At 55.8% G+C, this 24,814-nt stretch carries 25 protein-coding genes; 17 read left to right on the top strand and 8 right to left on the bottom strand.

Going from position 1 to position 24,814, the window contains the following annotated elements; all coding sequences use genetic code 11:
* Window positions 1-15 precede the first annotated feature (15 nt).
* Genes AB1287_RS13040 through AB1287_RS13030 form a run of 3 tightly spaced genes read right to left on the bottom strand, consistent with a single transcriptional unit; the run spans window position 16 to window position 2,545 of the window.
* Complete coding sequence (locus AB1287_RS13040; protein ID WP_312628084.1) at window positions 16-141, bottom strand: DUF2474 domain-containing protein; 126 nt, start codon at window positions 139-141, stop codon at window positions 16-18.
* Window positions 141-1,151: a cytochrome d ubiquinol oxidase subunit II gene (gene cydB / locus AB1287_RS13035; protein ID WP_435618033.1), complete on the bottom strand. Its 1,011-nt coding sequence runs from the start codon at window positions 1,149-1,151 to the stop codon at window positions 141-143. The genes AB1287_RS13040 and cydB overlap by 1 nt, the downstream gene beginning before the upstream one ends.
* Window positions 1,151-2,545 (bottom strand): cytochrome ubiquinol oxidase subunit I, encoded by a 1,395-nt coding sequence (locus AB1287_RS13030; RefSeq protein ID WP_435618032.1) that lies wholly within the window; start codon window positions 2,543-2,545, stop codon window positions 1,151-1,153. The genes cydB and AB1287_RS13030 overlap by 1 nt, the downstream gene beginning before the upstream one ends.
* A gap of 147 nt (window positions 2,546-2,692) precedes the next feature.
* Here AB1287_RS13030 and AB1287_RS13025 point away from each other — a divergent pair, with 147 nt between their 5' ends.
* The 6 genes from AB1287_RS13025 (at window position 2,693) to patD (ending at window position 9,786) form a co-directional block, all read left to right on the top strand.
* Window positions 2,693-4,108, top strand: coding sequence for a PLP-dependent aminotransferase family protein (locus tag AB1287_RS13025; protein WP_312628087.1), 1,416 nt, complete (start codon window positions 2,693-2,695; stop codon window positions 4,106-4,108).
* Between the two features lie 317 nt (window positions 4,109-4,425).
* On the top strand, window positions 4,426-5,571 hold the full coding sequence (gene ydcS, locus AB1287_RS13020) for a putative ABC transporter substrate-binding protein YdcS (RefSeq protein WP_312628089.1): 1,146 nt from the start codon (window positions 4,426-4,428) through the stop codon (window positions 5,569-5,571).
* A gap of 16 nt (window positions 5,572-5,587) precedes the next feature.
* Window positions 5,588-6,601: an ABC transporter ATP-binding protein gene (locus tag AB1287_RS13015; protein WP_435618031.1), complete on the top strand. Its 1,014-nt coding sequence runs from the start codon at window positions 5,588-5,590 to the stop codon at window positions 6,599-6,601.
* A 1-nt stretch (window position 6,602) separates the two neighbouring features.
* Window positions 6,603-7,544, top strand: coding sequence for an ABC transporter permease (locus AB1287_RS13010; protein WP_312628091.1), 942 nt, complete (start codon window positions 6,603-6,605; stop codon window positions 7,542-7,544).
* Window positions 7,534-8,340, top strand: coding sequence for an ABC transporter permease (locus AB1287_RS13005; protein WP_435618030.1), 807 nt, complete (start codon window positions 7,534-7,536; stop codon window positions 8,338-8,340). Before AB1287_RS13010 ends, AB1287_RS13005 begins: the two co-directional genes overlap by 11 nt.
* Before the next feature lie 21 nt (window positions 8,341-8,361).
* Window positions 8,362-9,786 carry an aminobutyraldehyde dehydrogenase gene (gene patD / locus AB1287_RS13000; protein ID WP_435618029.1) on the top strand — a complete coding sequence of 475 codons (1,425 nt, stop codon included), beginning with the start codon at window positions 8,362-8,364 and terminating at the stop codon, window positions 9,784-9,786.
* Between the two features lie 177 nt (window positions 9,787-9,963).
* Here patD and AB1287_RS12995 read toward each other — a convergent pair whose 3' ends face one another.
* Window positions 9,964-10,233 carry a hypothetical protein gene (locus AB1287_RS12995; RefSeq protein ID WP_435618028.1) on the bottom strand — a complete coding sequence of 90 codons (270 nt, stop codon included), beginning with the start codon at window positions 10,231-10,233 and terminating at the stop codon, window positions 9,964-9,966.
* A gap of 358 nt (window positions 10,234-10,591) precedes the next feature.
* Between AB1287_RS12995 and AB1287_RS12990 the strand changes: the two genes are divergently transcribed.
* The 4 genes from AB1287_RS12990 (at window position 10,592) to AB1287_RS12975 (ending at window position 12,525) form a co-directional block, all read left to right on the top strand.
* A complete protein-coding gene (locus AB1287_RS12990; protein WP_435618027.1) occupies window positions 10,592-11,017 on the top strand; it encodes a hypothetical protein in 426 nt (141 codons plus the stop codon).
* 249 nt (window positions 11,018-11,266) lie between these two features.
* Complete coding sequence (locus tag AB1287_RS12985; protein WP_435618026.1) at window positions 11,267-11,491, top strand: hypothetical protein; 225 nt, start codon at window positions 11,267-11,269, stop codon at window positions 11,489-11,491.
* A 134-nt stretch (window positions 11,492-11,625) separates the two neighbouring features.
* Entirely contained in the window at window positions 11,626-12,213 is a 588-nt protein-coding gene (locus AB1287_RS12980; RefSeq protein ID WP_435618183.1) for a GNAT family N-acetyltransferase, read from the top strand.
* A gap of 63 nt (window positions 12,214-12,276) precedes the next feature.
* On the top strand, window positions 12,277-12,525 hold the full coding sequence (locus AB1287_RS12975; protein ID WP_435618025.1) for a hypothetical protein: 249 nt from the start codon (window positions 12,277-12,279) through the stop codon (window positions 12,523-12,525).
* A 54-nt stretch (window positions 12,526-12,579) separates the two neighbouring features.
* Here the strand turns inward: AB1287_RS12975 and yncL are convergent, their stop codons facing one another.
* Window positions 12,580-12,672: a stress response membrane protein YncL gene (yncL, locus tag AB1287_RS12970; protein ID WP_435618024.1), complete on the bottom strand. Its 93-nt coding sequence runs from the start codon at window positions 12,670-12,672 to the stop codon at window positions 12,580-12,582.
* 182 nt (window positions 12,673-12,854) lie between these two features.
* On the opposite strand from yncL, the gene AB1287_RS12965 reads away from it, so the two are divergent.
* Both AB1287_RS12965 and AB1287_RS12960 read left to right on the top strand, forming a co-directional pair.
* Window positions 12,855-13,028, top strand: coding sequence for a GhoT/OrtT family toxin (locus AB1287_RS12965; RefSeq protein WP_435618023.1), 174 nt, complete (start codon window positions 12,855-12,857; stop codon window positions 13,026-13,028).
* A 63-nt stretch (window positions 13,029-13,091) separates the two neighbouring features.
* Window positions 13,092-13,856: an alpha/beta fold hydrolase gene (locus tag AB1287_RS12960; protein ID WP_435618022.1), complete on the top strand. Its 765-nt coding sequence runs from the start codon at window positions 13,092-13,094 to the stop codon at window positions 13,854-13,856.
* A 39-nt stretch (window positions 13,857-13,895) separates the two neighbouring features.
* On the opposite strand, the gene AB1287_RS12955 is transcribed toward AB1287_RS12960, so the two are convergent.
* The 3 genes from AB1287_RS12955 to AB1287_RS12945 are packed head-to-tail and all read right to left on the bottom strand — an operon-like array spanning window position 13,896 to window position 20,343.
* Window positions 13,896-16,034 carry a virulence factor SrfC family protein gene (locus AB1287_RS12955; protein ID WP_435618021.1) on the bottom strand — a complete coding sequence of 713 codons (2,139 nt, stop codon included), beginning with the start codon at window positions 16,032-16,034 and terminating at the stop codon, window positions 13,896-13,898.
* The gene (locus AB1287_RS12950; protein WP_435618020.1) at window positions 16,031-19,012 is read right to left on the bottom strand and encodes a virulence factor SrfB; all 2,982 of its coding nucleotides are present in this window, start codon (window positions 19,010-19,012) and stop codon (window positions 16,031-16,033) included. Before AB1287_RS12950 ends, AB1287_RS12955 begins: the two co-directional genes overlap by 4 nt.
* Window positions 19,013-19,014: 2 nt before the next feature.
* Window positions 19,015-20,343, bottom strand: a complete 1,329-nt coding sequence (locus tag AB1287_RS12945) for an SrfA family protein (RefSeq protein WP_435618019.1) — start codon at window positions 20,341-20,343, stop codon at window positions 19,015-19,017.
* 272 nt (window positions 20,344-20,615) lie between these two features.
* Between AB1287_RS12945 and AB1287_RS12940 the strand changes: the two genes are divergently transcribed.
* The 5 genes from AB1287_RS12940 (at window position 20,616) to AB1287_RS12920 (ending at window position 24,786) form a co-directional block, all read left to right on the top strand.
* Entirely contained in the window at window positions 20,616-22,223 is a 1,608-nt protein-coding gene (locus AB1287_RS12940) for an ABC transporter substrate-binding protein (protein ID WP_435618018.1), read from the top strand.
* A 9-nt stretch (window positions 22,224-22,232) separates the two neighbouring features.
* The gene (locus AB1287_RS12935; RefSeq protein ID WP_435618017.1) at window positions 22,233-22,466 is read left to right on the top strand and encodes a DUF2526 family protein; all 234 of its coding nucleotides are present in this window, start codon (window positions 22,233-22,235) and stop codon (window positions 22,464-22,466) included.
* 425 nt (window positions 22,467-22,891) lie between these two features.
* Window positions 22,892-23,158 (top strand): hypothetical protein, encoded by a 267-nt coding sequence (locus tag AB1287_RS12930; RefSeq protein ID WP_435618016.1) that lies wholly within the window; start codon window positions 22,892-22,894, stop codon window positions 23,156-23,158.
* Between the two features lie 47 nt (window positions 23,159-23,205).
* Window positions 23,206-23,484 (top strand): hypothetical protein, encoded by a 279-nt coding sequence (locus AB1287_RS12925; RefSeq protein ID WP_435618015.1) that lies wholly within the window; start codon window positions 23,206-23,208, stop codon window positions 23,482-23,484.
* Window positions 23,485-23,496: 12 nt separating this feature from the next.
* Window positions 23,497-24,786, top strand: coding sequence for a TcdA/TcdB catalytic glycosyltransferase domain-containing protein (locus AB1287_RS12920; RefSeq protein WP_435618014.1), 1,290 nt, complete (start codon window positions 23,497-23,499; stop codon window positions 24,784-24,786).
* The last annotated feature ends 28 nt before the right edge of the window (window positions 24,787-24,814 follow it).

Raw genomic sequence — 24,814 nt, 5'->3', positions numbered from 1 at the left:
CCGGCAATGGAATGGTTAAGATTTAAATCCCGCGGCGCTCATCAGCAGGCGGAAAAACATGCTCACCGTCGCCAGCGTCAGCACGCTGCCGCCCCATAAGACAACCAGCCAGAAAAGACGTTGATAAAGTGGTCTTTGCATCAGTGATAACCCTCGCCGGTCTGCACTTTTCCGCGAAATACGTAGTAGCTCCAGAAGGTGTAGACCAGAATGATCGGCACAATCAGCAGGGCGCCAATTAGCATAAAGCCCTGGCTCTGCGGCGGGGCTGCCGCCTGCCATATCGTGATGTTGGGTGGGATCAGGTTCGGCCAGATGCTGATCCCAAGCCCGCTGAAGCCCAGGAAAATCAGGCCCAGGGTCAGCATAAACGGCGCTGCGTGACAGGATACATTGCCCAGCATTCGCCATAGCACGACGGCTACAGCCAGCGTCAGAACGGGCACCGGCAGCAGATACCACAGATTCGGCAGGCTAAACCAGCGAGCGGCAATCGCCGGATGTGCGAGCGGCGTCCACAGGCTGATGGCGGCAATGATAATCAGCATTGCCAGCAGCAATCCGTGCGAAACCCGGCGCATTGTTGCCTGGAGCGGATTTTCACTTTTCATCACCAGCCACGTCGCGCCAAGCAGCGCATAGGCTACAACCAGCCCGAAACCGCAGAACAGGGAGAACGGCGTCAGCCAGTCAAGCGGGCCGCCGGCAAAAGCGCGGTTGTGAACCGGAAAACCGTTCAGCACCGCGCCCACAACGATCCCCTGGCAGAACGTGGCGAGCAGCGAGCCGCCGAGAAATGCGCGATCCCAGAATGGACGGTGCGAAGGGGTGGCGTTAAAGCGAAACTCGAACGCGACGCCGCGAAAAATGAGCCCGATCAGCATTAACGTCAACGGAATGGTCAGTGCATCAATGATGACCGCATAGGCCAGCGGAAACGCACCAAACAGCCCGGCACCGCCAAGCACCAGCCAGGTTTCATTGCCGTCCCACACCGGGGCAACGCTGTTAATCATCACGTCGCGCTCTTCGGGTTTGCGCACGAACGGGAACAGAATGCCGATACCCAAATCGAAGCCATCCATCACGATGTACATCAGCGTGGCGAAAACGATGAGCACAAACCAGATAACCGATAAATCGATGCCCATTAGCGCACCTCCTGCTGATTAACGTCGATGGCCGCCGAAAGCGGACGAGCAGGCGTGCCGTGTGCGTCGGGAACAAAGTTCTGCGGGCCCTTACGAATCAGGCGAATCATATAGCTGTAGCCCACGCCGAAGACCGATGAATAGACGATGAAGAACGCCAGCAGGCTCACGCTCATGTGCAAATCACCGTGCGCGGAAACCGCGTCCTTCGTGCGTTGCAGTCCATATACCACCCACGGCTGACGACCAACTTCGGTCGTTATCCAGCCTGCCAGAATGGCAATCAGGCCCGTTGGCCCCATCCATAGCGCGAAGCGCAGAAAAGGTCGGCAAGTGTAGAGCCGTTGGCGCTTGCGCAGCCACAGCGACAGCACGCCCAGCAGGAGCATCAGGCCACCAAGTCCTGCCATCACGCGGAATGACCAGAACACAATCGTTGAGTTTGGTCTGTCTTCTTTGGCGAACGTTTTCAGCGCCGGAACCTGCTTTTCCAGACTGTGGGTCAGGATCAGGCTGCCGAGCGCCGGAATTTCTAAGCCGTAGCGCGTGCGCTCCTGGTTCATGTCCGGCCAGCCGAAAATCAGCAGCGGCGTCGGTTCACCGGGTTTGTTTTCCCAATGACCTTCGATGGCGGCAATTTTTGCAGGCTGGTGTTTGAGCGTGTTCAGGCCGTGCATATCGCCAATCAACGCCTGAAGCGGCGCGACGATCAGCGTCATCCACAGCGCCATAGAAAACATCGCACGAACGGCAGGCGTATTGTTACCGCGCAGCAGATGCCATGCCGCAGAGGCACCAACGAAAAGGGCGCTGCTGAGGAACGCCGCCATGGACATATGGGCCAGCCGATACGGGAATGAAGGGTTAAACACGACAGCGAACCAGTCTACCGGCACCACCTGGCCGTTAACGACTTCAAAACCCTGAGGCGTCTGCATCCAGCTGTTCGATGCGAGGATCCAGAACGTTGAAACGATCGTCCCCAGCGCGACCATGCAGGTGGCGAAAAAGTGTAGACCGGGGCCGACCTTGTTCCAGCCGAACAGCATTACGCCGAGGAACCCCGCCTCGAGGAAGAACGCCGTCAGCACTTCATAGGTCAGCAGCGGGCCGGTGATACTGCCCGCAAACTGCGAAAAGCCGCTCCAGTTGGTGCCGAACTGGTAGGCCATCACCAGGCCGGACACCACGCCCATACCGAAATTGACGGCGAAAATCTTCGACCAGAACGCCCACAGCGAGCGCCAGACAGGATTTTTGGTTTTCAGCCACAGCCCTTCAAGCACCGCCAGATAGCTGGCGAGCCCGATGGTGATGGCAGGGAAAATAATGTGAAACGAGACGGTGAACGCGAACTGTATTCGCGCCAGGTGGAATGCGTCTAAACCGAACATGGACAACCTCGACATAAAACGGTGCTCGCAGTCATGGTAAGGATTGCCGCGAGGGAGTAGCAGAGACAGTCGGGGCTTATTTATGTATAACAGTTACAGTAAATATGATAATTTTTGACACTGTTATATTCGGCAGAGGCCGCAGCGATGAAAAAATACCAGCGCCTGGCGCAGCAGATCACCGAGCAGATTGCCCTTGGCGTCTGGCAGCCCGGCGACAGACTACCGTCTCTGCGTGAGCAGGTGACCATCAGCGGGATGAGCTTTATGACCGTCGGCCATGCGTATCAGCTGCTGGAAAGCCAGGGGCGAATCATCGCCCGTCCGCAGTCGGGCTACTACGTTGCGCCGCGCCCGGTGAAAGCGCTTAAGGCAACGCCGCCTGCGCAGGTCATGCGCGACGAAGCCGTAGACATTAATACCTATATTTTTGGCGTGCTGCAGGCGAGCAGGGATGCGGCAGTGCTGCCTTTTGCCTCCGCGTTTCCCGACCCGCGACTTTTTCCGCTTCAGCAGCTCAATCGCTCCCTGGCGCAGGTCAGCAAAACCGCCAGCGCCATGAGCGTGATTGAAAATCTGCCGCCGGGTAACGCGGAGCTGCGCCACGCTATCGCCCGGCGCTACGCGTTGCAGGGGATGAATATCTCGCCGGATGAGATTGTGATCACCGCGGGCGCACTCGAGGCGCTGAACCTGAGCCTTCAGGCCGTGACGGAGCCGGGCGACTGGGTGATTGTCGAGAACCCCTGCTTCTACGGCGCGCTTCAGGCGCTGGAGAGGCTGAAGCTCAAGGCGCTGGCGGTGCCGTCGGACGTGAAAGAAGGCATTGATATGGCGGCGCTGGAACAGGCGTTGCAGGAGTATCCGGTCAAAGCCTGCTGGCTGATGACCAACAGCCAGAATCCGCTCGGATTTACCCTGAGCCCGGAGAAAAAAGCACAGCTTATCGCGCTACTGACTGCGCACAACGTGACGCTGATTGAGGACGACGTCTACAGCGAACTCTGGTTTGGCCGCGAGAAACCGCTGCCTGCTAAGGCCTGGGATCGCGATGACATGACGCTGCACTGCAGCTCGTTTTCCAAATGTCTGGTGCCAGGGTTTCGTATCGGCTGGGTTGCCGCCGGCAAACACGCGCAGCGCATTCAGCATTTGCAGCTTATGAGCACGCTCTCCACCAGCTCGCCCATGCAGATGGCGTTGGTGGATTACCTTGGCACCAAACGTTACGACTCGCATCTGCGCAGGCTTCGTCGCCAGCTGGCGGAACGCAAGCATCAGGCCTGGCAGGCATTGCTGCGCCATTTACCGGCGGAGGTGAAAATTCACCACAACGATAACGGCTATTTTTTATGGCTGGAGCTACCTGCTGGCATCGACGCCGGAGAGCTTGGCGCGCGGGCGCTGGCGCATAAAATTAGCATCGCGCCTGGCAAAATGTTTTCAACCACCGACAGCTGGGCGTCGTTCTTTCGTTTTAACACCGCCTGGGGCTGGAGCGATCGCGAAGAGCAGGGGGTAAAAACCCTGGGGAATCTTATTCGTGAAATGATTAACGAATAGCCATTCTTATTTTCTGAATACCTTTTTCTCAAATTGAAAATAACCCGCTTATTATTTTTCTGATAATAAGCGGGTTATTTCTTTTGCTGTTTTCATAGGAAATATGCATACCTGGCTAAGCGCCGTAACGCCTTGTCTATACTCTGTTTAGTTCAGATATATCACTGGATTTTCAGCGTAATGCGCCCTTTGTCACAACCTGGTGAAATTTCCCCAATCTCACGGGTGCGTGTGCATTACGCCGTCTACGGTTATTAGGGGACATATTTTTACGGCACGGCTGCCGCCAGATTAATTCCGACAGGAGTAACAACACGATGAGCAAGCAATTTGCCCGCAGCAGCCTGTGCGCGCTGGGCCTGACTATCATGACAGCACAAGCCGCCGAACCGCCAGCGTCGCTCGGCAAAGCGGAAGGCCGCCTCGATATTATTGCCTGGCCGGGCTACGTGGAACGCGGCCAGACCGATAAAAACTACGACTGGGTGACCCAGTTTGAAAAAGACACCGGCTGTTCGGTGAACGTGAAAACCGCCGCCACCTCTGATGAGATGGTCAGCCTGATGGCGAAGGGTGGCTATGACCTGGTCACCGCCTCCGGTGATGCCTCACTGCGCCTGATCATGGGCAAACGCGTTCAGCCGATTAACACCGCACTTATCCCGAACTGGAAAACCCTCGATCCGCGTCTGGAAAAAGGCGCATGGTTCAACGTGGGCGGCAAAGTCTACGGCACGCCGTACCAGTGGGGCCCAAACCTGCTGATGTACAACACGAAAACTTTCCCGACGCCGCCGGACAGCTGGAAGGTGATTTTTGTCGAGCAAACGCTGCCCGATGGCAAATCCAACAAAGGTCGCGTGCAGGCCTATGACGGCCCGATCTACATCGCCGATGCGGCGCTGTTCGTCAAAGCCACCCAGCCGCAGCTCGGCATCACCGACCCGTATCAGCTGAACGAAGAGCAGTATGCCGCGGTGCTAAAAGTGCTGCGCACCCAGCATGCCCTGATCCACCGCTACTGGCACGATGCCACCGTCCAGATGAGCGACTTCAAAAACGAAGGCGTGGTGGCTTCCAGCTCCTGGCCTTATCAGGCTAACGGCCTGAAAACCGACAACCAGCCCGTCGCCACCGTCTTCCCGAAAGAGGGCGTCACCGGCTGGGCGGATACCACCATGCTGCACGCCGAAGCCAGGCACCCGGTCTGTGCTTACAAGTGGATGAACTGGTCGCTTACGCCGAAAGTGCAGGGCGATGTGTCTGCCTGGTTCGGCTCGCTGCCGGTTGTGCCGGAAGGCTGCAAAGCCAGCCCGCTTCTCGGTGACAAAGGCTGCGAAACCAACGGCTACAGCTTCTTCGACAAAATCGCTTTCTGGAAAACGCCTGTTGCCGAAGGCGGTAAGTATGTGCCGTACAGCCGCTGGACGCAGGATTACATCGCCATCATGGGTGGTCGTTAACGCCCGGGAGTGAAGCATGACGTACGCAGTAGAATTTCGGGATGTCTCGCGTCTGTATGGTGATGTTCGTGCGGTGGATGGCGTCAGTATCGCCATCAATGATGGGGAGTTCTTTTCCATGCTGGGGCCGTCAGGCTCCGGCAAAACCACCTGCCTGCGGCTCATCGCCGGATTCGAACAACTTTCCGGCGGGGCAATCAAAATCTTCGGTAAAGAGGCAAGCGAGCTGCCGCCGTGGCAGCGCGACGTCAATACCGTCTTCCAGGACTACGCGCTGTTCCCGCATATGTCGATCATCGATAACGTCGCCTACGGGCTGATGGTCAAAGGCATCGGCAAAAAAGAGCGGCACGCGATGGCGCAGGAAGCGCTGGAAAAGGTTGCCCTGAGCCATGTACAGGCGCGTAAACCGTCACAGCTTTCCGGCGGCCAGCGCCAGCGCGTGGCGATTGCCCGTGCGTTGGTCAACAAACCGCGCGTGCTTTTGCTTGATGAACCGCTGGGCGCGCTTGACCTCAAGCTGCGCGAACAGATGCAGTTTGAGCTGAAAAAGCTTCAGCAGGATCTGGGTATTACTTTTATTTTCGTCACCCACGATCAGGGCGAAGCCCTGTCGATGTCTGACCGCGTGGCGGTGTTTAACAATGGTCGTATCGAGCAGATAGATACCCCGCGTGAGCTTTATCTGCGCCCGCGTACGCCGTTTGTGGCCGGATTTGTTGGCACCTCGAACGTGTTCGATACCGGTATGACCGAAAAGCTGTGCGGTATGACGGGTCAATGGTCTTTGCGCCCGGAGCATATCCGGCTGGATACCTCGGGTGAGATACAGGTCAATGGTGTCGTGCAGGCGGTGCAGTATCAGGGGGCGGCGACACGCTATGAAATTCGGCTGCCCGGTGGGGAAAAGCTGCTGGTGAGCCAGGGGAATTTCAGCGGCGGCGCGCTGCCGGACGGCCCGACGCCCGGCCAGAACGTGCTGGCGTCCTGGTCGCGGGAGGCGATGGTGCCGCTGGACGGAGGGAGGTGAGATGGCCATGAGTATCGCACCGCTTCCTTCTCAACCGCGCGCTAACCGGCTTTCCGGTCTGTTCTGGCGCAGGCCGTCGCTGGCGCTGTTCCTGCTGCTGCTCGGGCCGCTGATGTGGTTCGGCGTGGTCTATCTCGGATCGCTGCTGACCCTGCTGTGGCAAGGGTTCTATACCTTTGACGACTTCACCATGTCGGTGACGCCTGATTTAACGCTCGCCAACCTGAAAGCGCTGTTCAACCCGGCGAACTACGACATTATCGTGCGCACGTTGGTGATGGCGATTGCCGTAACTATCGCCAGCGCGATCCTCGCGTTTCCGATGGCGTGGTACATGGCGCGCTACACCAGCGGGAAATGGAAAGCGTTCTTCTACATTGCGGTGATGCTGCCGATGTGGGCGAGCTACATCGTCAAGGCCTACGCCTGGACGCTGCTGCTGGCAAAAGACGGCGTTGCCCAGTGGTTTCTCACCCATATGGGACTGGAAGGGCTGCTGAACGACTTTCTGCAGCTTCCGGCAGTGGGCGGCAATACGCTCTCCACCTCCGGGCTTGGGCGCTTTCTGCTGTTCGTCTATATCTGGCTGCCGTTTATGATCCTGCCGGTACAGGCGGCACTGGAGCGCTTGCCACCGTCGCTGCTGCAGGCGTCTGCCGATTTAGGCGCTTATCCACGTCAGACGTTCCGCTATGTGGTTCTGCCCTTAGCTATTCCGGGTATCGCGGCGGGGTCGATCTTCACCTTCTCGCTGACGCTCGGTGACTTCATCGTGCCGCAGCTGGTGGGGCCGCCGGGCTACTTTATCGGGCAGATGGTTTACTCACAGCAGGGCGCTATCGGCAATATGCCGATGGCGGCGGCGTTTACCCTCGTACCGATTGTGTTAATCGCCCTTTATCTGGCGTTCGTGAAACGTCTGGGAGCATTCGATGCACTCTGAAAGAGCACCGTGGTTCCTGAAGCTGGCGACCTGGGGCGGCGTGATTTTCCTTCACTTCCCGCTCGCCATCATTGCCATCTATGCTTTCAATACGGAAGACGCGGCGTTCAGCTTTCCGCCGAAAGGCCTGACGCTGCACTGGTTCAGCGTGGCGGCGGGGCGCAGCGATATTCTTGATTCAGTGACGTTGTCACTTCAGATTGCCGCGCTGTCGACCGTTATTGCATTAGTACTTGGCACGCTGGCTGCAGCGGCGTTATGGCGCAGTGAATTTTTCGGCAAGAACGCCATCTCACTGCTGCTGTTATTGCCGATTGCGCTGCCGGGGATCATCACCGGCCTGGCGCTGCTGACGGCGTTTAAGGCCATCAACCTTGAACCAGGCTTCTTCACTATTGTGGTCGGGCACGCGACCTTCTGCGTGGTGGTGGTCTTCAACAACGTGATTGCACGCTTCCGCCGCACCTCCTGGAGCCTGGTGGAAGCCTCGATGGATTTAGGCGCCGGCACCTGGCAGACCTTTCGCTATGTAGTGCTGCCGAATCTGGGCTCGGCGCTGCTGGCGGGCGGTATGCTGGCGTTCGCGCTGTCGTTTGACGAAATCATCGTCACCACTTTTACCGCAGGCCACGAGCGCACATTGCCGCTGTGGCTGCTGAACCAGTTGGGTCGCCCGCGCGATGTGCCGGTGACCAACGTGGTGGCGCTGCTGGTGATGCTGGTGACAACTATACCGATTCTGGGGGCCTGGTGGCTGACACGCGACGGCGAAACGGTCGCCGGAAGCGGTAAATAATTGAAAATGATGGAGCAGGATATGCAACACAACTTACTGATTAACGGTGAACTGGTCGCAGGCAAAGGCGAAAAACAGCCGGTCTATAACCCGGCCACTGGTGAAGTGATTCTTGAAATCGCCGAAGCCACGGCGGCGCAGGTAAATGAGGCCGTGCTGGCCGCCGATCGTGCTTTTGCTGAATGGGGACAGACCACGCCAAAAGCACGTGCTGAATGCCTGCTCGCACTTGCCGACGTTATCGACGAGCATGCTGAAACGCTGGCGAAGCTCGAATCCCTCAACTGCGGCAAACCGCTGCACTGCGTGATCAACGATGAACTGCCCGCAGTGGCCGACGTCTTCCGTTTCTTCGCGGGCGCGGCGCGCTGCCTGAACGGGCTGGCGGCGGGGGAATACCTGGAAGGGCATACCTCAATGATTCGCCGCGACCCGGTTGGCGTGGTGGCCTCGATTGCGCCATGGAACTACCCGCTGATGATGGCGGCCTGGAAGCTGGCCCCGGCGCTGGCGGCGGGTAACTGCGTTGTTATCAAACCGTCTGAAATCACCCCGCTGACGGCGCTGAAGCTCGCCGAGCTGGCAAAAGATATCTTCCCGGCAGGCGTGATTAACGTGCTGTTCGGGCGCGGGCAAACCGTCGGCGATCCGCTGACGGGCCACGAGAAGGTGCGCATGGTCTCCCTGACGGGCTCCATCGCCACTGGCGAGCACATCATTTCCCACACCGCGCCGTCGATTAAGCGCACTCATATGGAGCTGGGCGGAAAAGCGCCGGTTATTGTGTTCGATGATGCTGACCTGGACGCTGTTGTTGAAGGTGTTCGTACGTTTGGCTTCTACAACGCCGGGCAGGACTGTACCGCTGCGTGTCGTATTTACGCGCAGAAGGGCATCTACGATGCGCTGGTTGAAAAACTTGGCGCGGCAGTGTCCACCCTTAAAATGGGCTCACCGGACGATGAATCTACCGAGCTGGGGCCGCTAAGTTCGAAAGCGCATCTGGACCGCGTGAGCGTAGCGGTGGACAAAGCCAAAGCCCTGAGCCATGTCACTGTCGTCACCGGTGGTGAAAAGGCGGCGGGCAACGGCTATCACTTCCAGCCCACGGTGCTGGCTGGTGCGAAGCAGGAAGACGACATCGTGCAGCGCGAAGTGTTCGGCCCGGTGGTGAGCGTCACGCTCTTTGACGACGAAGCGCAGGTGCTGGGCTGGGCGAACGACTCAGATTACGGCCTGGCGTCTTCCGTGTGGACCAAAGACGTGGGCCGCGCACACCGCATGAGCGCTCGCCTGCAGTACGGCTGCACCTGGGTCAACACCCACTTTATGCTGGTCAGCGAAATGCCGCACGGCGGTCAGAAGCTCTCCGGCTATGGCAAAGATATGTCAGTCTACGGCCTGGAAGATTACACCGTGGTGCGGCATGTGATGATTAAGCACTGATGAGGTGATAAATGGCTGTAATGCAGGATGACTGTGTTGCAGTCATTTTTTTATGGGGCCGCCAGGGGCATCCATTACGGATGATCCTTGCCGGATAGCATCATCGTAGTGGCAGCGTCATTCTGATATCTCTACAAGAGGATATTCCTCTTATCCTGTTGTAGAGACACGGACCGATTAAGACGTCAGGTCGGGTTTTGAAAGCAGTGCCAGCACGCTCTTCCTAAGCCTTTCCTCATAGTTTTGCTGGTCGGGATGGTTGAATGTCACCAGTGGAGCTGAACTTTTTACTTGTTCATACGAACTGACAAGCATACCTGGCTCACTACTCATATCGCTTAACGCGCCGGACAAGACGGTGATGGCAACCTTAGATACGTGGAGATTAAAGGTGAGCTCACCAATGGTTTTTTCAAGCATTTCAACTCGTTCACTTAAGTCAGTCATTTTAACTCCTGGAGATGTGAAGAGGGTGATTCAGATCGATGGCTAAAAGCATCCCTTTTATTTTAGCCCGTAGTGGATAAGAAGGTTTTTGATGACCGATATTTACCCAATACCCAACGTCGGGCGGCGCTTCGCTTGCTCAGCCTACTCAACGGGCGTTCAATCATTCTGATGATAGAGTGCGTCCGGCAAGCGTTACTTAACCGGTAAATCATGGTTCCAGAAATTTCCTAATCAGCACAATGAAAAGGCATGACATAAATCAAATGGTGATGGGAGAAGATCGCGGATATTGGCCGCGATTATCGCCTGCCGGCGAATGATGATAGTGAATACAATTAAAATGTTGTGAGGATGTATGAATAAAGTAATGATCTGCGCATTGCCGCTGCTGATGCTGGTGGGCTGCTCCAGCACTTCCTCCCGTATGGCTGAGTGTGAGGCGCAGGGTGTGAGTCGTGACGCTTGCTACCTGGCGGAACAAAATCGTCAGTCGGCCATTAACAGTGCGGCAGAAAAACAGTCTCTGGAAAATGCGCAAGCACTCTATCCGCAAAAGGCGCAGTCGGCCAAAAAATCCATGGCGTTCACTCGCCATTACGACGGAATGCTTATCAAGCGGGATGCTTTGGGTATTGTTACCGTTGACGGCAAACCGGCTGCTCAGGACGAGACTAACGCAGACGCGACGGTATATTCACAAGGGCTTTACACCATTATTGCTTATAAAACAGGCAAGGTGGCGGTGATGAAAAACGGTGTGTTTATGGGCTACGCAAAATAGCGTAAGCAAAACTGATTAATGTTCAAACAGCCATTAGTCCCTCTATTTGTAATGTTATTCATTCACGCGTAGAATAGATCGCCCAAACCGCCACTAGCTCAGCTGGAAGAGCAAATAACATTTTTATGTTGTCGTGTACGAGGTTCGAGGCCTCGGTGGCGGTCCAATTCTCAACAATGCGGGCTTATGCCAGCATTTTCAGTATCCTGCTCTGCACGACCGACTCAACAACTTTATAAGGAAAGCGCGATGTTAGAAGGGTATTTCGATCACGATAACGCCACGGGCGCCGACGTTGCCGAAAACCATAAGCGTTTGCTGGCGGTGCAGGCGGCTTTAGAGATTTCTAAGGCGTCAGTTTCAGCCTCAACGGCGAATGCCGGGATCCGCAGCCAGATGGATTTGCGTAACGTGGCGCAGGAAGTTTCTGTTCTCGCAGACGCGATTCAGGATGCGCTGGAAGGGGACGCGTAAGGTCCACGTCGCATCAGGCCGCCGCTTAAGGCGGCTTTTTTATTCCTGAGCATCTGAGCAAACCCGCCAAAACTGTCCATAATTCAGGGTACCTTGATCGGTCTGGCCGGTTTCTCTGATTATGGAGCGATGACATCATCGACACGCACTCTCTCTTCTCCGAACGCCTGATCATCCGCCCGGTTTGCGCCGCTGATGCAGGTGATTTATTTCGTATCTACGGCGATCCTGCCACCAATACGTTCAATCCCGCCGGACCTTATCCCGATCTCGCTTATTCAAAAACGCGTCTGGCGCAGTGGCTGGACGGCTGGTATCAGGACGGTATTGGGCAAATGGCGATTTATGACGCTGAACGGCCGCAGGAGATTGTCGGGTTTGGCGGCATCAGCCTGCGTCCATTGGAAAAAGAACTCACACACAATCTCGGTTATCGCTTTGCGACCGGAGCGTGGGGAAAAGGGTTCGCTACCGAGTTTTGTCAGCGCATGCTGGATTACGCCTTCGACGAGCGTCAGCTGCAGAGAGTGACGGCCGTGGTGCGCTCAAACCATCTGGCGTCGCAGCGCGTGCTGCTGAAAGCGGGGCTTGTGCTGCGCGGGCAGGTTGCCGATGTGGCCAACGCCATGCCGAGCCTGTTTTACGCGCTGAATATTGATGAGTGGCAGCGCCACCGGCAAGAGATGCTCCGACATCCCACTTCCGGATTAATCGGGTTTTGACAGCTTGAAAGCAGATATGCGAGGATCGTCCGCTTTCAAACTTGGTCATTATCTTACGTTGTTATGAAGAAACTGTTTATTTGCGCTTTTGCCGCGCTGGCTTTTTTGAGTGGTTGTACAAATTCTCCGGCGCATCGCATCGCCGAGTGTGAAAATAAGGGGGGAACGGAAGCAGCCTGTACGGCGGCCGAATGGGATTATGAGAAAGTTAACCCACTGCCGAAGTACGATCCGACAAACTACGATAACGCGGCAGCGCTGCAGGCAGCCTACAATGCCAATGCCGCCAAAGTGAAAAGTGCATCCGACTGAATCTAAAAGCAAAAAGCAGCCAGGTGGCTGCTTTTTTGTTGTGCGTAATCCGATCTAAACCCAGCCAAAACGAAACGATAAAAGGCTAATCAGGGCAACGGCAGCAAAGAGATTAATCATAAACACGGTTTTACTGGATACTTCCATAACACCATCCTCTTTTAGTTGGCCTCTACTGATATAGCCTCTCGTCCACAGGTTCGCCATCAGACAAAGGGGGTTTTTGCATTTGGTTCGTGATTATTTCGTCACATTTGTAAAGATTTGATGCAGGTCAAAATTAGTGGCATAGTGCGCACGATTTTTTTTGACGTGGATCGGGTTTTTTCATGACGCTGTACCAGCATATGCTGATTTTTTACGCCATCATGGCCACCATTAGTGCCTTTATTACGTGGTTCCTCACTAAAGAGAGCAAGCGCATCCGCCTGATTGCCACCTTTCTGATTGGCGCAACCTGGCCTTTCAGTTTCCCCGTTGCATTGCTGCTGTCGATGTTTTAAACCAGACTGGACTCGCCCTCGTACTTTTATTACTGTATATAAAAACAATTGAAGGGCGATGCCATGAATTCACTCTTCTCGGCCACTGCGGGTGCCACGGTGCGCTGGCACGATCTCCCCGGCAGCGGCCTGCCGGTGGTATTTATCCACGGCCTGGGCTGCGCTGCCTCCTACGAATATCCTCGCATTGTTGCCGATTCCGCCGTTGGCAATCGGCGCGCGATCCTGATCGATCTTCCCGGCAGTGGATTCAGCGATAAGCCTCGCGGCTACGCTTACACCACGACTCAACAGGCGGCCGTCGTCGTGGAGATTCTCGATTCCCTGAAGATAGCCATCTGCGATCTCTACGGCCACAGCATGGGTGGCAGTATCGCGATTGAAGCAGCGGATATGCTGGGTGAGCGGGTGCATACGCTTGCGGTTTCTGAACCCAATTTCTATCCCGGTGGAGGATTCTTCAGCCGTCAGATAGCGGCGTATTCAGAAGGAGAATTTACTGCCAAAGGTTTTGCGCAAATCGTGGCGCAGGAAGAGAGTCCCTGGAAGGGCTGCCTGCAGCTGACCGCCCCGTGGGCGCTGTGGCGTGCAGCAACCAGCCTTGTCACGGGCATTGCGCCGTCATGGATGGATCGTTTTCGCAGCCTCCGCTGTGAAAAAACGCTTATTTTTGGCGCACATTCCTTGCCTGATGCGGATGCTGAAGCGGTTGCAGGTGCCGGAATACCGCTTCACATCATTCCGGATGCCGGACACTCCCTGTCCTGGGAAAACCCCTCTGTGCTGGCAGCGGTGCTGGGTGAGATCTTCGTTCTGCAGGCCCGGTAAGCGCAAGCGCCTCCGGGCAAGAGAAGACCCATCCTGACGTTAAAGCAGCGTTGAAAGCTGCTTGCGTGACTTCGGGGAAACATCCTGCGGATGGCGATAGTCCGGCGCTTCCGTTGCGCGCGTGAACAGTGCGACGAGCCAGTCGTAAACGTAACGCGTTGCGGCATGAGCAGGGCGCTCGCCGAGCTGCGTCAGGCGCTCAAGGCTGCTGGCGGCAGGCGCAAACAGCGTGCTACCTTTCACCACACGGCTTTGCGGCCGTGCGGCGACAGGCATATCCGCATAGCCGAGCCACGCGAGATAGTTGCTGATGGTGGCCCGCAAATGGGCCGCGCTGGCGCGTTCGTCAGGGGTAATGGCCTGCAGCTGAGCGGGCAGATCAAGGCGATAGCTGGTGATAATCAGCATGTCCGCCAGCTGTTGCAGCACGGCGGTGCTGAGACCATAGCGTTGAGCACTGGCTTCGCTGCGGCTCCACTGGCGCAGATAGTTGACCCACACCGCATGGGCGCGAGTACCGCTATCCTGCAAAGCATGCTGGCCGGACTGCGTTTCTTCGGTCTGGGCGAACAGATCAACGCTCTCGCTGAACAGGCCGCTGACTTTCTCTTCGCGCTGCTGCTGAACTTGCCCTGGTTGCTCAAAGCTTGCCAGCGGCGGTAATAATCCTTCCAGAAGCTCGCCGAGGATGGCCGCGCGGCCCTGAAGCTCCCGCACCACCTGCTCCGCCTGACGGCGCTGTTCAGCCGGGTCGGCATTGCTGCCATGTTGCCAGCTGGACAGCAGCTGTCGGGTTTGCAATCGCAGGCGATCGGCCAGCCGCTGTAAACGCGCACTGCGTAATGCCGGTACGGTCGCCTGCGAAAGCCATTCGATCAGTCGTTGGAGACTGCTGCCATCGAGCGCCTGCAGGGTGCCCCAGCGCTGGCCGGGCTTTTCGATGAGATGCTGTACGGCTTCATCATAATTCACTTTGCGCACAAAGCGGTCGTCCTGCGGGGTGATCGCCCACACCAGACCCGGTAGCACACCGTCGTGCTGCGGCTGGGTATCGGTGACCCATTTTGCCAGCGTGCGGGCGCTGTCAGCGATTTGTCCCCGACTGGACGCTGCGTTGCAGACAAGCAACAGATCGGGCTGATGCTGCTGGCGATAGCTTTCCAGCAGCCAGCGGCATTTGCTGGCCCACAGCGCGTCGTCGGTTAGCGCCGGGTGAGGAATGTCGATCACATCGACGTTATCCAGCACACCGTTTTCCGTTGGCAGCACCAGCTCGACGGTCAGCAGCGCCAGCGCGCTCAACGGCAGGCTGATGGCATTCTGCAACCGGTCGGCGAGGAGAGGGTGCACCACGGTTTCGCCATCGGGCTCGTTTTCCGGCGTCAGAAAACCTTCGGCAGGGAGCGTAAAGCTGTCAACCAGCAGGCTCAGCGGCGCGGCGAGTTCACGAACGTTGCCGCACTGCTGGATCACGTGCGCAAGCTCCAGCCACTGGCGTGTCAGCTCCTGCTGCTCGCCCCAGAGAAGCGCCCATGCCGTGGCGCGGGCGCTGAGGTCAAGGCAGGGCAGCAGCTGAATAAGCTGCTGCCACAAATTATCGTCGATCTGTTGTTGACGAGCAGGAACATGCGCTTGCCAGAAACTGGCGACGGCCGCCACATCCTCTTCGCTCAGACCCGGTACGGGCTGAGTCTGGCGCAACGATTGCCAGCTTTTCAGTCGTGCGGCGACCGTTGCTTTTGCCACCGGGTGCGTGCTGTTTTGCCGTAAGGTATGTGCGAGGAACACCTGCACCAGTTCTGCTTCCGACATCAGACGTAAACGCAGCGGGAAGGCATCGTCCGGAGACGCAGCCGTATGGCTGAAGCGCAGCGCCATTCTTGTCAGAGCATGGCCCGGATTGAGATGGGTGAAATAGTCGAGCGTTTTGCTGCCGGTTTGCACCAGCAGGCGACCGTTGCCGCTGCTGCACAGCGCACCGAGCAGGTGGGCTTTAGCAGCTTGTGAATGGCCAAACAGGCCGATGCTTGTCGGGGCGGTTTGTGCTTCGCACAGCGCCGTCTCCTGTGATTTCAGCATCAGCAGGCGCGTGAGCAACGCATCGGCATCGGTGTCGAAAAGGGCGGAGGTCTGACGGGTCGCGCGCGTCCAGTCAATTACAGGTTGAAGTCGGCTCATTTCAGGTAGACGCTCCCGCTGTCAATCCAGTAGTGGCTGCCGCTGTGACGGCGGTCGGCCAGCGTGTTCAGTTTCAACGTCAGGGCATCAGGTGGCACCGGCGTGCCATCCTGCAATTTTGCCTCTGCCAGGACGAAGGCTTCCGGGCCCTCCTGACGGCTACCGCCGGTCAGCTGCAGCCGAACCTGCAGTACGCCGTCTCCGGCAATGGCTTTCGCCACCTCCGGGGAGTTGATGCTCAGCGTGTAGAGCGGCGTGGCGGGCCAGCGGGCGTTCGCCAGTTGGCGGAATCCGAGGGTAACGTTGCCGCGCAGCGGGAAGTGCAGACGGGCATCGACCTTCGCACCTGGTTTGTCCAGATCCAGATCGGCATACCAGATATTCTCTTCACGCAGCGTGTTAACGGTGTTATCCAGCACGCCGAGATAGCGAACAGTGGAGTACGCACCGATGTCGGCGGCTTTAAAGTTAAAGCGCGGCAAACGCAGATCCAGCGCCAGGCTGCACAGCATTGCGCCGACGGCGGCGGTCGATTTCGGGTTACCGATACGTCCCTGCTGGCTGAACGGATACCACTCATGAACGTGGTAGTTGTCCATCCAGACCATCCGGTTAACCGGTACGGGCTGGAGGTAACGAATCAGCGCCTGGACGCCAGGCAGACAGCCAGGACGCCCGGTCACCAGCAGCACGTCGCAGGCATAATGAGAGATAGCTTCGCAAACGGCATGGAGCGGGGCGGCAATAGTGAAATCGCCCGCCAGCATTGCTTCATGCAGATCGCGGAAATTGACCTGTAGCGGCGTGGCGAGCAGATCAAACGGTTCTGCATCCGCGGGCAGCGCGTGGCTGATGGCCTGACCAACGTAGTTCATCACGTTGCGGGTAGGAGCCTGAGTCAGCAGTTCGCCAAAGGTGGTGTGCAGCCCGGCCAGAGAATCGTTGATGTCGCTGGTTTCCCACGCGCCGAGAATGGCGTGCCCAATCGGCATAAACAGCTGCAGGGTCGTTTGCTGGCGCAGGATGGCCTGCGTATCAATGCGGCCGGAATCACCGAACAGCGTAGCCATCAAGGCCGATGCGTCGGCGATCCCGGATTTTTGGAGCTGCGTCTGGAGGGCAGGCATCACGCAGCGCTGAATGACGTCGAGCAGAATATCGTCGCCCGCCACCTTGAAGCCTTCGCGGAACAGCAGCTGCGGGGTAATTTTGACGTTGCTGCCGGTCCCTTCATCAAGGCGGTAATGGGTGATCGCCATATCCGTCGTGCCGCCACCGAGATCGATAGCCGCCACGCGCAGAGCACGTCCTGGCCGGGTGCCGGGTTCCGGTTCACGATCGGGTCTCGCCAGTGCGGCGAAGAAAGCTTCCGTTTGCCCGCCAAAATGGGACATCGCTTCGTTGTAGAGCCAGACCAGCTGACCGCAGCTGGCTTCGTCCCACTCCATATGAATGTTGGGGACCGGTACGACGCTTTTATCCTGCTGTTTCGGGTTGCTGAAGTCGTCATCCTGCGGATGCCAGCCGAGGGACTTCCACACCAGCGCAATAGCTTCAAACATGCGGCGGCGGAAAATCTCGCGCTCCTGTTTTGGCATGGCGGAAGGCAGCGTCAGGATCAGCGTGCGCAGCTGGCGTGGTGAAGACGGAAAGCCCAGGCGCTGGCGGGTGGCCACGCTGTTAATCTGCCCCAGCGCCTGCGCCAGAATTTCGCACAGCATGTGCGTCATCAGCGTGCTGCGGCTGTACTGCGGCGAGAAGACCGGCATCCGTTCGTCCGGCGAGAGGGTAAACAGCGGCTGACCGTCGTCGTTCATCAGGTAGGAGAGCGGGAAGGCGGCCGCCAGCGGTTCGCGCTGGGTGCGGCTGTTCATCTGGCTGAAGCGCCAGTCCTGCACGGTTGGCGTTTCATCCCACAGGTAGCGGCGCGGGCTGGAAATACCGCTGTTGCCTTCGGTGCCAACGCGCTGCATAGCGAGCTTACGGGCTTCGTCGCCCACGCGCACAATAGACGGCCAGACGAACGCATCCTCGCGTCCGCTTTCCACGGAGAAATGCTGCTTGCCGAAGCGCGCCTCTGAAAACTCCAGGCGGCTGGTGAACAGCGGGGCGTTAAGGAACTGCGGCTCGCTGAGCGAACGCACCTGCAATTCTGCGGTCTGGCGCAGGCCATCGTTGGCATCGCCATGATCTTCGATGATCACCCCGCAGGTATGGCTGTTGCCGACGTCGAGGATCAAATCAACCGGAATAGCAGGCGTACTGACGGTGGCCGTGGCGATTTTCACCTCCGGCACTTTCAGCTGTTCGCCCAGCATCGCCAGCAGATTCAGCCAGTGGCCCTGATATTCAAAGCTGCGCATTGCCTGGGCAACGTCGCGCTCGCTGCGGTTTTCCGTCAGGCTGGCGTAGTGGCTGAAGACTTCACGCAGCCAGCCATCAATCCAGGTCTGATCGAGGAAGTCGGCCACTTCGCTGTCGCGCCAGGCCAGCGCAAAGCGGGTGCCGTTGAGTAAGTCGTTGGCCACAGGGGCGAGCGCCATCGGCGCATCGTCACGGATCTGGCTGTCGAGGGCAATTGTTACGCGATGGGTGTTCCCGGCGCTGTCCGGCTCCGGCAGCTTGCGGATCTGCACCCGCGCCCAGTTGTCCGGACCTTCGACAAAGGTGCGGGGTGGGTTGAAACGCAGGAAAGGCAGTGGGAGCCAGACGCCGTCCAGAATGGCCAGCGAATACTCCAGCGGCAGCGTGCTTTCAGGTTTAACCACTTCGGCCTGCTGGCCGTCGATGGCGGGCAGCGTGTAGCGGCTGTTAACGATGTCGTAGTCCAGACGCAGCAGCGGCCCGTTTGCGGTTTTGCGCACGAAGCGCCCGTTGTTCAGGGAATCCTGCGGCGTCAGTCCGAAGTCGAGGAACTGCACGCCGCTATTGGCGATGAGCGTTACGCTCTGTTGGTAATCGCAAAGAGTCACCAGCATGTTTATGCTCCCACCTTACGGAAAGTCAGCGGTACGACCGTTTTGGCGTCGTAGCGGCCCGTGCATTCAGCGACATCGCTGGTGCCAGCTTTGCAGGAGATCTCCGGCATTGGGTAGCGCGAACCGTCGCTGCACCGCGCATTGCCGCGGCTTTTCACCAGCAGTTCGCCGTTCTGATGCAGGCCCGAGAAAATATCTGCTTTGCAGACGACGTTTGCGCCGTGCACCAGGCGAGCGCTGCCTTTGTTATTCAGGATCTGATAGCGCAGCGACAGGGCTTTGCCGCTGACCGGATCTTTGACGTCTATCAGCACTCGCCAATTGCCGTTGAGAAATTTTGTGGTGCCCGCACGCATCTGGTCGGCATCCATCACCAGCGCATCTTTTGGGATAGCGGCGATGACGACGGGTTTCGCGACCGGTTCTGCTTTTTCCTCCACGGTGACGCTTGCCTGATGTAGTGGAAGAGTGGATGTGAGCGCAGGGAGCAATGGCGCAGAAGGCTCAGCCACGGCTGGCTGCGGATCGACATGTGCGACAGCCGGTTCTGCGGAAGGGGTCTGCCGTGGCCACAGCAGAGGCCCTGCAATGGCGGCCACGATAACGGCGGCAACGGGCAGGCTCCACAGCGGCACGCGACGGGATTTTTTCACGGCAGCAGCAGGCGCGGGAATTTCGGTGACTTCAGGTTCGACGGGGCTTTCTGCTTCAGGTGCCGCTTCAGGCTCACGTTCTGCAGCCAGCGTCAACGGCGCAGTCAGCAGCGGTTCGTCGGCGTGACTCAGGGTGACAATCAGCGGTTCATCGTCAATAAATTCATCTTCGTCGTCGATAAGCGGTTCAGGAACGGGCGCAAAATGCAGGCAGCCGAACAGCTCCTCACGGGCGCTTTCGTTGAGGTTCACGAAGCCCCAGAAGGTGATAACCGGCTTGCCGCCAACCAGGAACACGTGGTTTTCACCCGGAAACTGCAACGCTTTTTCCAGTAATGCGCCAAACAGCTGCTGGGCGGTTTTTTCTGACTGCTGGCATCTGCGGGCCAGGCTTAATGCGCCGTCGGCCAGAGTTTCCAGTTGATGCAGGGCGCGCTCGCGCACCTCTTCTTCGGCCGCTTTCCACGGCTGAACGTCACCTTCAATCGGTGAATACCAGTCCACGCGGTCGCCGTCATCGTTGACCTGTGGAATCGCCAGGCACTCCACCAGCGTTTGCTGTTTGCGTAACCGCAGCGTTTCGCGGATCTGCAGGGCAGACGCAAAGACGGCCTGCCCGCCGCCGCCCACGGACTGGAAATCATCCAGGCTTCCGCTGCGTAATAAAGTTTTTGCCACGTTCTTATCCCATCGACTTTTTCACGCCGCTACTCTAACGCAGAGGCGAAGGCGATAAACGGGCGAGGAAAAGGCAAAAAAGGCAAATACTCCGTCTATTGAATTTGCGCGAAAAGCTTGCATTCTGAGAAAGTTCTTAAGTGAAATTTCTGGCGAATAAAACGGCGATAATCGACGTTTAAGTATAACCTGATGCGGTTTGGTTATTTGCCAGAAGAAGCGCCTTGTGCTGTGATTATCCCTCTTAGAATAAAACAATAAGGCTTATAACCATGTTTCACTCCACGGCAGGAAAAACGCTGCTGGCGCTGGCTCTCAGCGCACTTTTACCGGCAGGGGCCGCGATGGCGGCAAATAACGATACGCTGATTTATTGCTCTGAAGCGTCACCGGAATCCTTCAACCCACAGATTGCCAGCTCTGGCCCGAGCTTTGTTGCCAGCTCCCAGACGCTCTACAATCGCCTCATCAATTTCGATCCGAAAACCAACACCCCGGTGCCTTCGCTGGCAACCAACTGGACGATCTCCCCGGACGGTAAAACCTATACCTTTACGCTGCGCCAGGGCGTGAAGTTCAACAGCAACAAATATTTCAAACCAACCCGCGATTTTAATGCTGACGACGTCATCTTCTCGGTAATGCGGCAGAAAGATGAAAATCACCCGTACCATAAGGTTTCTCAGGGCAACTATGAATACTTCACCGACGTTGGCCTCGATAAGCTGATTAAGGACGTGAAGAAGATTGATGATTACCACGTCCAGTTCGATCTCAATGAGCCAAACGCCGCGTTTCTGGCCGACTGGGGAATGGATTTCGCCTCCATTCTTTCTGCGGAATACGCCGATGCGATGATGAAAAAGGGTACGCCGGAATACGTTGATACCTGGCCAATCGGCACCGGGCCGTATGTGCTGCAGCAATACAAGGCGGATTCGTTAATCCGCTATATCGCGAATCCGAACTACTGGGATGGCGAAGTGCCGACGAAGCACCTGATCTTCTCCATCACGCCGAACGTGGAAACGCGCCTGGCGAAACTGCAAACCAACGAGTGCCAGATTATCCCTGCGCCGTCGCCGGTTCAGTTTGACGTGATTAAAAACAATAAAGATCTGGCGCTGCATGCGGTAGATGCGCTGAACGTCGGCTATCTTGCATTTAACACCGAGAAAAAGCCGTTCGATAACGTGCTGGTACGTCAGGCGCTGAACTACGCCACGGACAAAAAAGCCATTGTGAATGCTGTCTTTATGGGCTCTGGCACCGTGGCAAAATCTCCACTGCCGCCTAACATGCTGGGCTATAACAAAGATCTGCCGGATTACGGCTACGATCCGGAAAAAGCCAAAGCGCTGCTGAAGCAGGCCGGGCTTGAGAAGGGGGCCGAGGTAACCCTCTGGTCGATGCCGGTGCAGCGCCCTTATAACCCGAACTCCCGCCGCATTGCTGAAATGATCCAGAGCGACTGGGCGAAGGTAGGCATTAAAGCCAAAATCACCACTTACGAGTGGGGCGAGTATCTTTCCGGCATGCGTAAAGGTGAGCACGACACCGCGCTGTTTGGCTGGATGTCGGACAACGGCGATCCGGATAACTTCGCGGACGTGCTGCTCGGCTGCGACAGCATCAAAACCGGCTCCAATGCCGCACGCTGGTGTGATAAGGGATATGATGGTCTGGTGAAACAGGCCAAACTGACCAGCGACCCGGCGAAACGCGCGAAGCTCTATCAGCAGGCGCAGGAGATTTTCTATAAGCAGGCGCCGTGGATTGCGCTGGCTAACGGCAAAACCTTCTTCGCGACCCGCAGCAACGTGAGTGGCTTCAGCGTCAGCCTGATGGGCAGTGATTTTTCAAAAGCGAAGCTGAATTAAGGAGAAGAGATGTCGCATCTGGATGAGGTAAGTCAACGAGTGGATGCCGCCATTGCCACTGGTTCCATTACCAGCATGAATGAGCTGCTGGTAGAGCTGAGCGATGACGCAGAACTGAGCCGTGAAGATCGGTTCACCCAGAAGCAGCGCCTGCGCACGACTATCGCACATCACGGGCGTCATAATAAGGAAGCGGAGGAGGCTCGCCTTGAGAGCCTGACCAAAGGCGGCTCCATCCTCTGAATGAACGGCGCTTCCTCTTTGAAGGGGAAGCGCCACGCTGAATGGACGTTCACTCTTCTGTTTTTATCTTCATTCAATTAATAAAAATAAACAGATTTTTTATTAATTGAATATGTACTACCTTGCACCGTCAGGCATAATGTAAATTATGCTTTAAAACACTCGAGCTTGCCTTAACTCTTAGTTAGAAATAGATATTTATAGTCATTATTTTTTGAGAAGGAAACTCAGGAATGATAAGTGGTTCAGGTTATCTGGATATTTATCATTTGCCTTATGAATGCATAGTGGTCAGTTATGCCCCGGAGTTAATCGTTCAACTATTTTAATATCAAAATATTCTGTGTATTGTCTGGTGTATCCCACGGCGTGAAAAAAAGGCCTGAGGATATGGGAATAATAGCTAAACAAATACATGGAGAACGATGATGAAAGAAATTTTAAGCAGCCAGTATGATACTGTATCGGGTGGCTGGCAGGATCAGGACGGGAGCGGACGTAAGTCTTCCACGAACGGTGGTTCCGCTTCAGGCGGTGGGAATAGCGGTAATGGTGGTTTCCAGTCATTTGTCTCGCAAAACTCGCCATACGGCAGTGGCTCTGGCGCGAATGGCTACTGGGGAAACTCCAGCAACGGTAACAGTAACGGGGGGTTATGGGGAGGACGTGATCACATCGGAACGAACCGTTAATTAGCTGAAAAAATAAGATCTAAAAGCGCGCTTTCATGGTGGTAAAAATGGTTAAGTATGTTGTTTTCATTAAAAATGATGAGTCAAAGTCCATTGCAAAAGCATTTCCCAAAGCGGAAGCCACACATTTAATCGTTCAGGAAATGAAAAAGCAAGGTTTCAGAAAACACTTTGTTGAAGTCGATGCTGAAAGTGAACCAGAAGCCATTGCAAAATTAAATGAACATAATAATGGCTACTTAAACTCGCTCGGTGAGTTCTCCGGAAGCATCGTTATCATTTCTTGCGTGGTTGTTATCATGGCTTTGGTCTACTTGCTCTCCTGACAGGGTACTGTAATGAAGTACAAACTGTCAGCATTACAACGCTCTGCGAAAGAAAAAGTAGCCGTTCCTGACATTATACATTTTGTCTGGGTAGGTGACAGCAGTCGGCTGAATGTTGACTATATTGATATATGGCGTAAAGCTAATAAAAGCAAACTGATATACCTTTGGCTGGATGAGAGTAGCTGGTTATGCCACTATTTTCACGAATCTATTCAAGCCTATGTTTGTAACACGATAACTGAAAATCATACGCATGAAGCAATAAGCATAAAAAACCGTGCGTTTAAAGATATGTTTCCGAAGCTAAAGGAAGGTTATCCCTTTGACCGGTTGGTCATCGAATTTTTATCTGGCTACAACCTCCATCAGGGAGCGCCAGCCAGCCAGGCCCTGAATGAGCGATTTAAAGCCAGCGGTATAGTGATCAAAAGGATTTCGGAGCTGTTTACGCCTCAATTTGATGACTTTAAGCGCTTTTATTACTATGAAATGATTCTCAGGGGAAACCTGGCCAGCGCCAGTGATATCGTCAGGTTGTTGATACTCTATTTGCATGGCGGTATTTATATAGACACAGATACGTTGCCCTATATCGACAACGCTTTTAGCAGGCTTAATCATTTTTTAGCATGCGAAGAAATTGCACAAAATGATACTTTGCTATTAATGAAAACCCTGGCGGTTTTAAAAAAACTCTCCCAATCTGTGCCTGCTGATGGTGAGCATCTTCGGGGTCATAATAATACATCGTCTCAGTCTAAAATCACTCATGGCAATCATAAGCATAAAGAAATTAAACGCCTGATTGAGCTCGATATGGCAGAGTTTACTTTCGAAAAAATAAGGCCATTAGGCGAAATAGGCGTTTACAGGAATCTGCTGGCACTCGGTTCGCTCCGGCGATTAAAAGGGATTTATTTTAATCACTTTATGGCATCACACCCTCAGTCAAAATCCGTACGTATGATCCTGCGCGTTATGAAGAAGCGATATAGGTTCCTGGAAAAGAATGCGTGTATTTTCGGATGCTGTAGTGGGGGAAAAGAGGGGGAGTACCTTTCCCGCCTTTTGACATGGCGAACTGAGTTGATGACTAAAAATTATTGTGTCACCTCTGCCTTAACCGGGCCAGGGCTAATCCTGGAAGTGTTGTTAGGCCTGGCGTACCAGTTACTGGATCTGGATGACGTCGACCCAGCTTGTGTGGCTGAATTTTTCCAGAATGAACATTATGGCATCGCATTATATCAACATAATTTAGATACGCCCGATGGTTACTCTTCCACATGGCGAAGTTAATATAATCCGTTTTTCAAAGCATCTTGCG

This window comes from Scandinavium sp. UTDF21-P1B (assembly GCF_040750395.1).
Classification (GTDB): domain Bacteria; phylum Pseudomonadota; class Gammaproteobacteria; order Enterobacterales; family Enterobacteriaceae; genus Scandinavium.
This window is presented reverse-complemented; position numbering and strand designations above follow the sequence as displayed.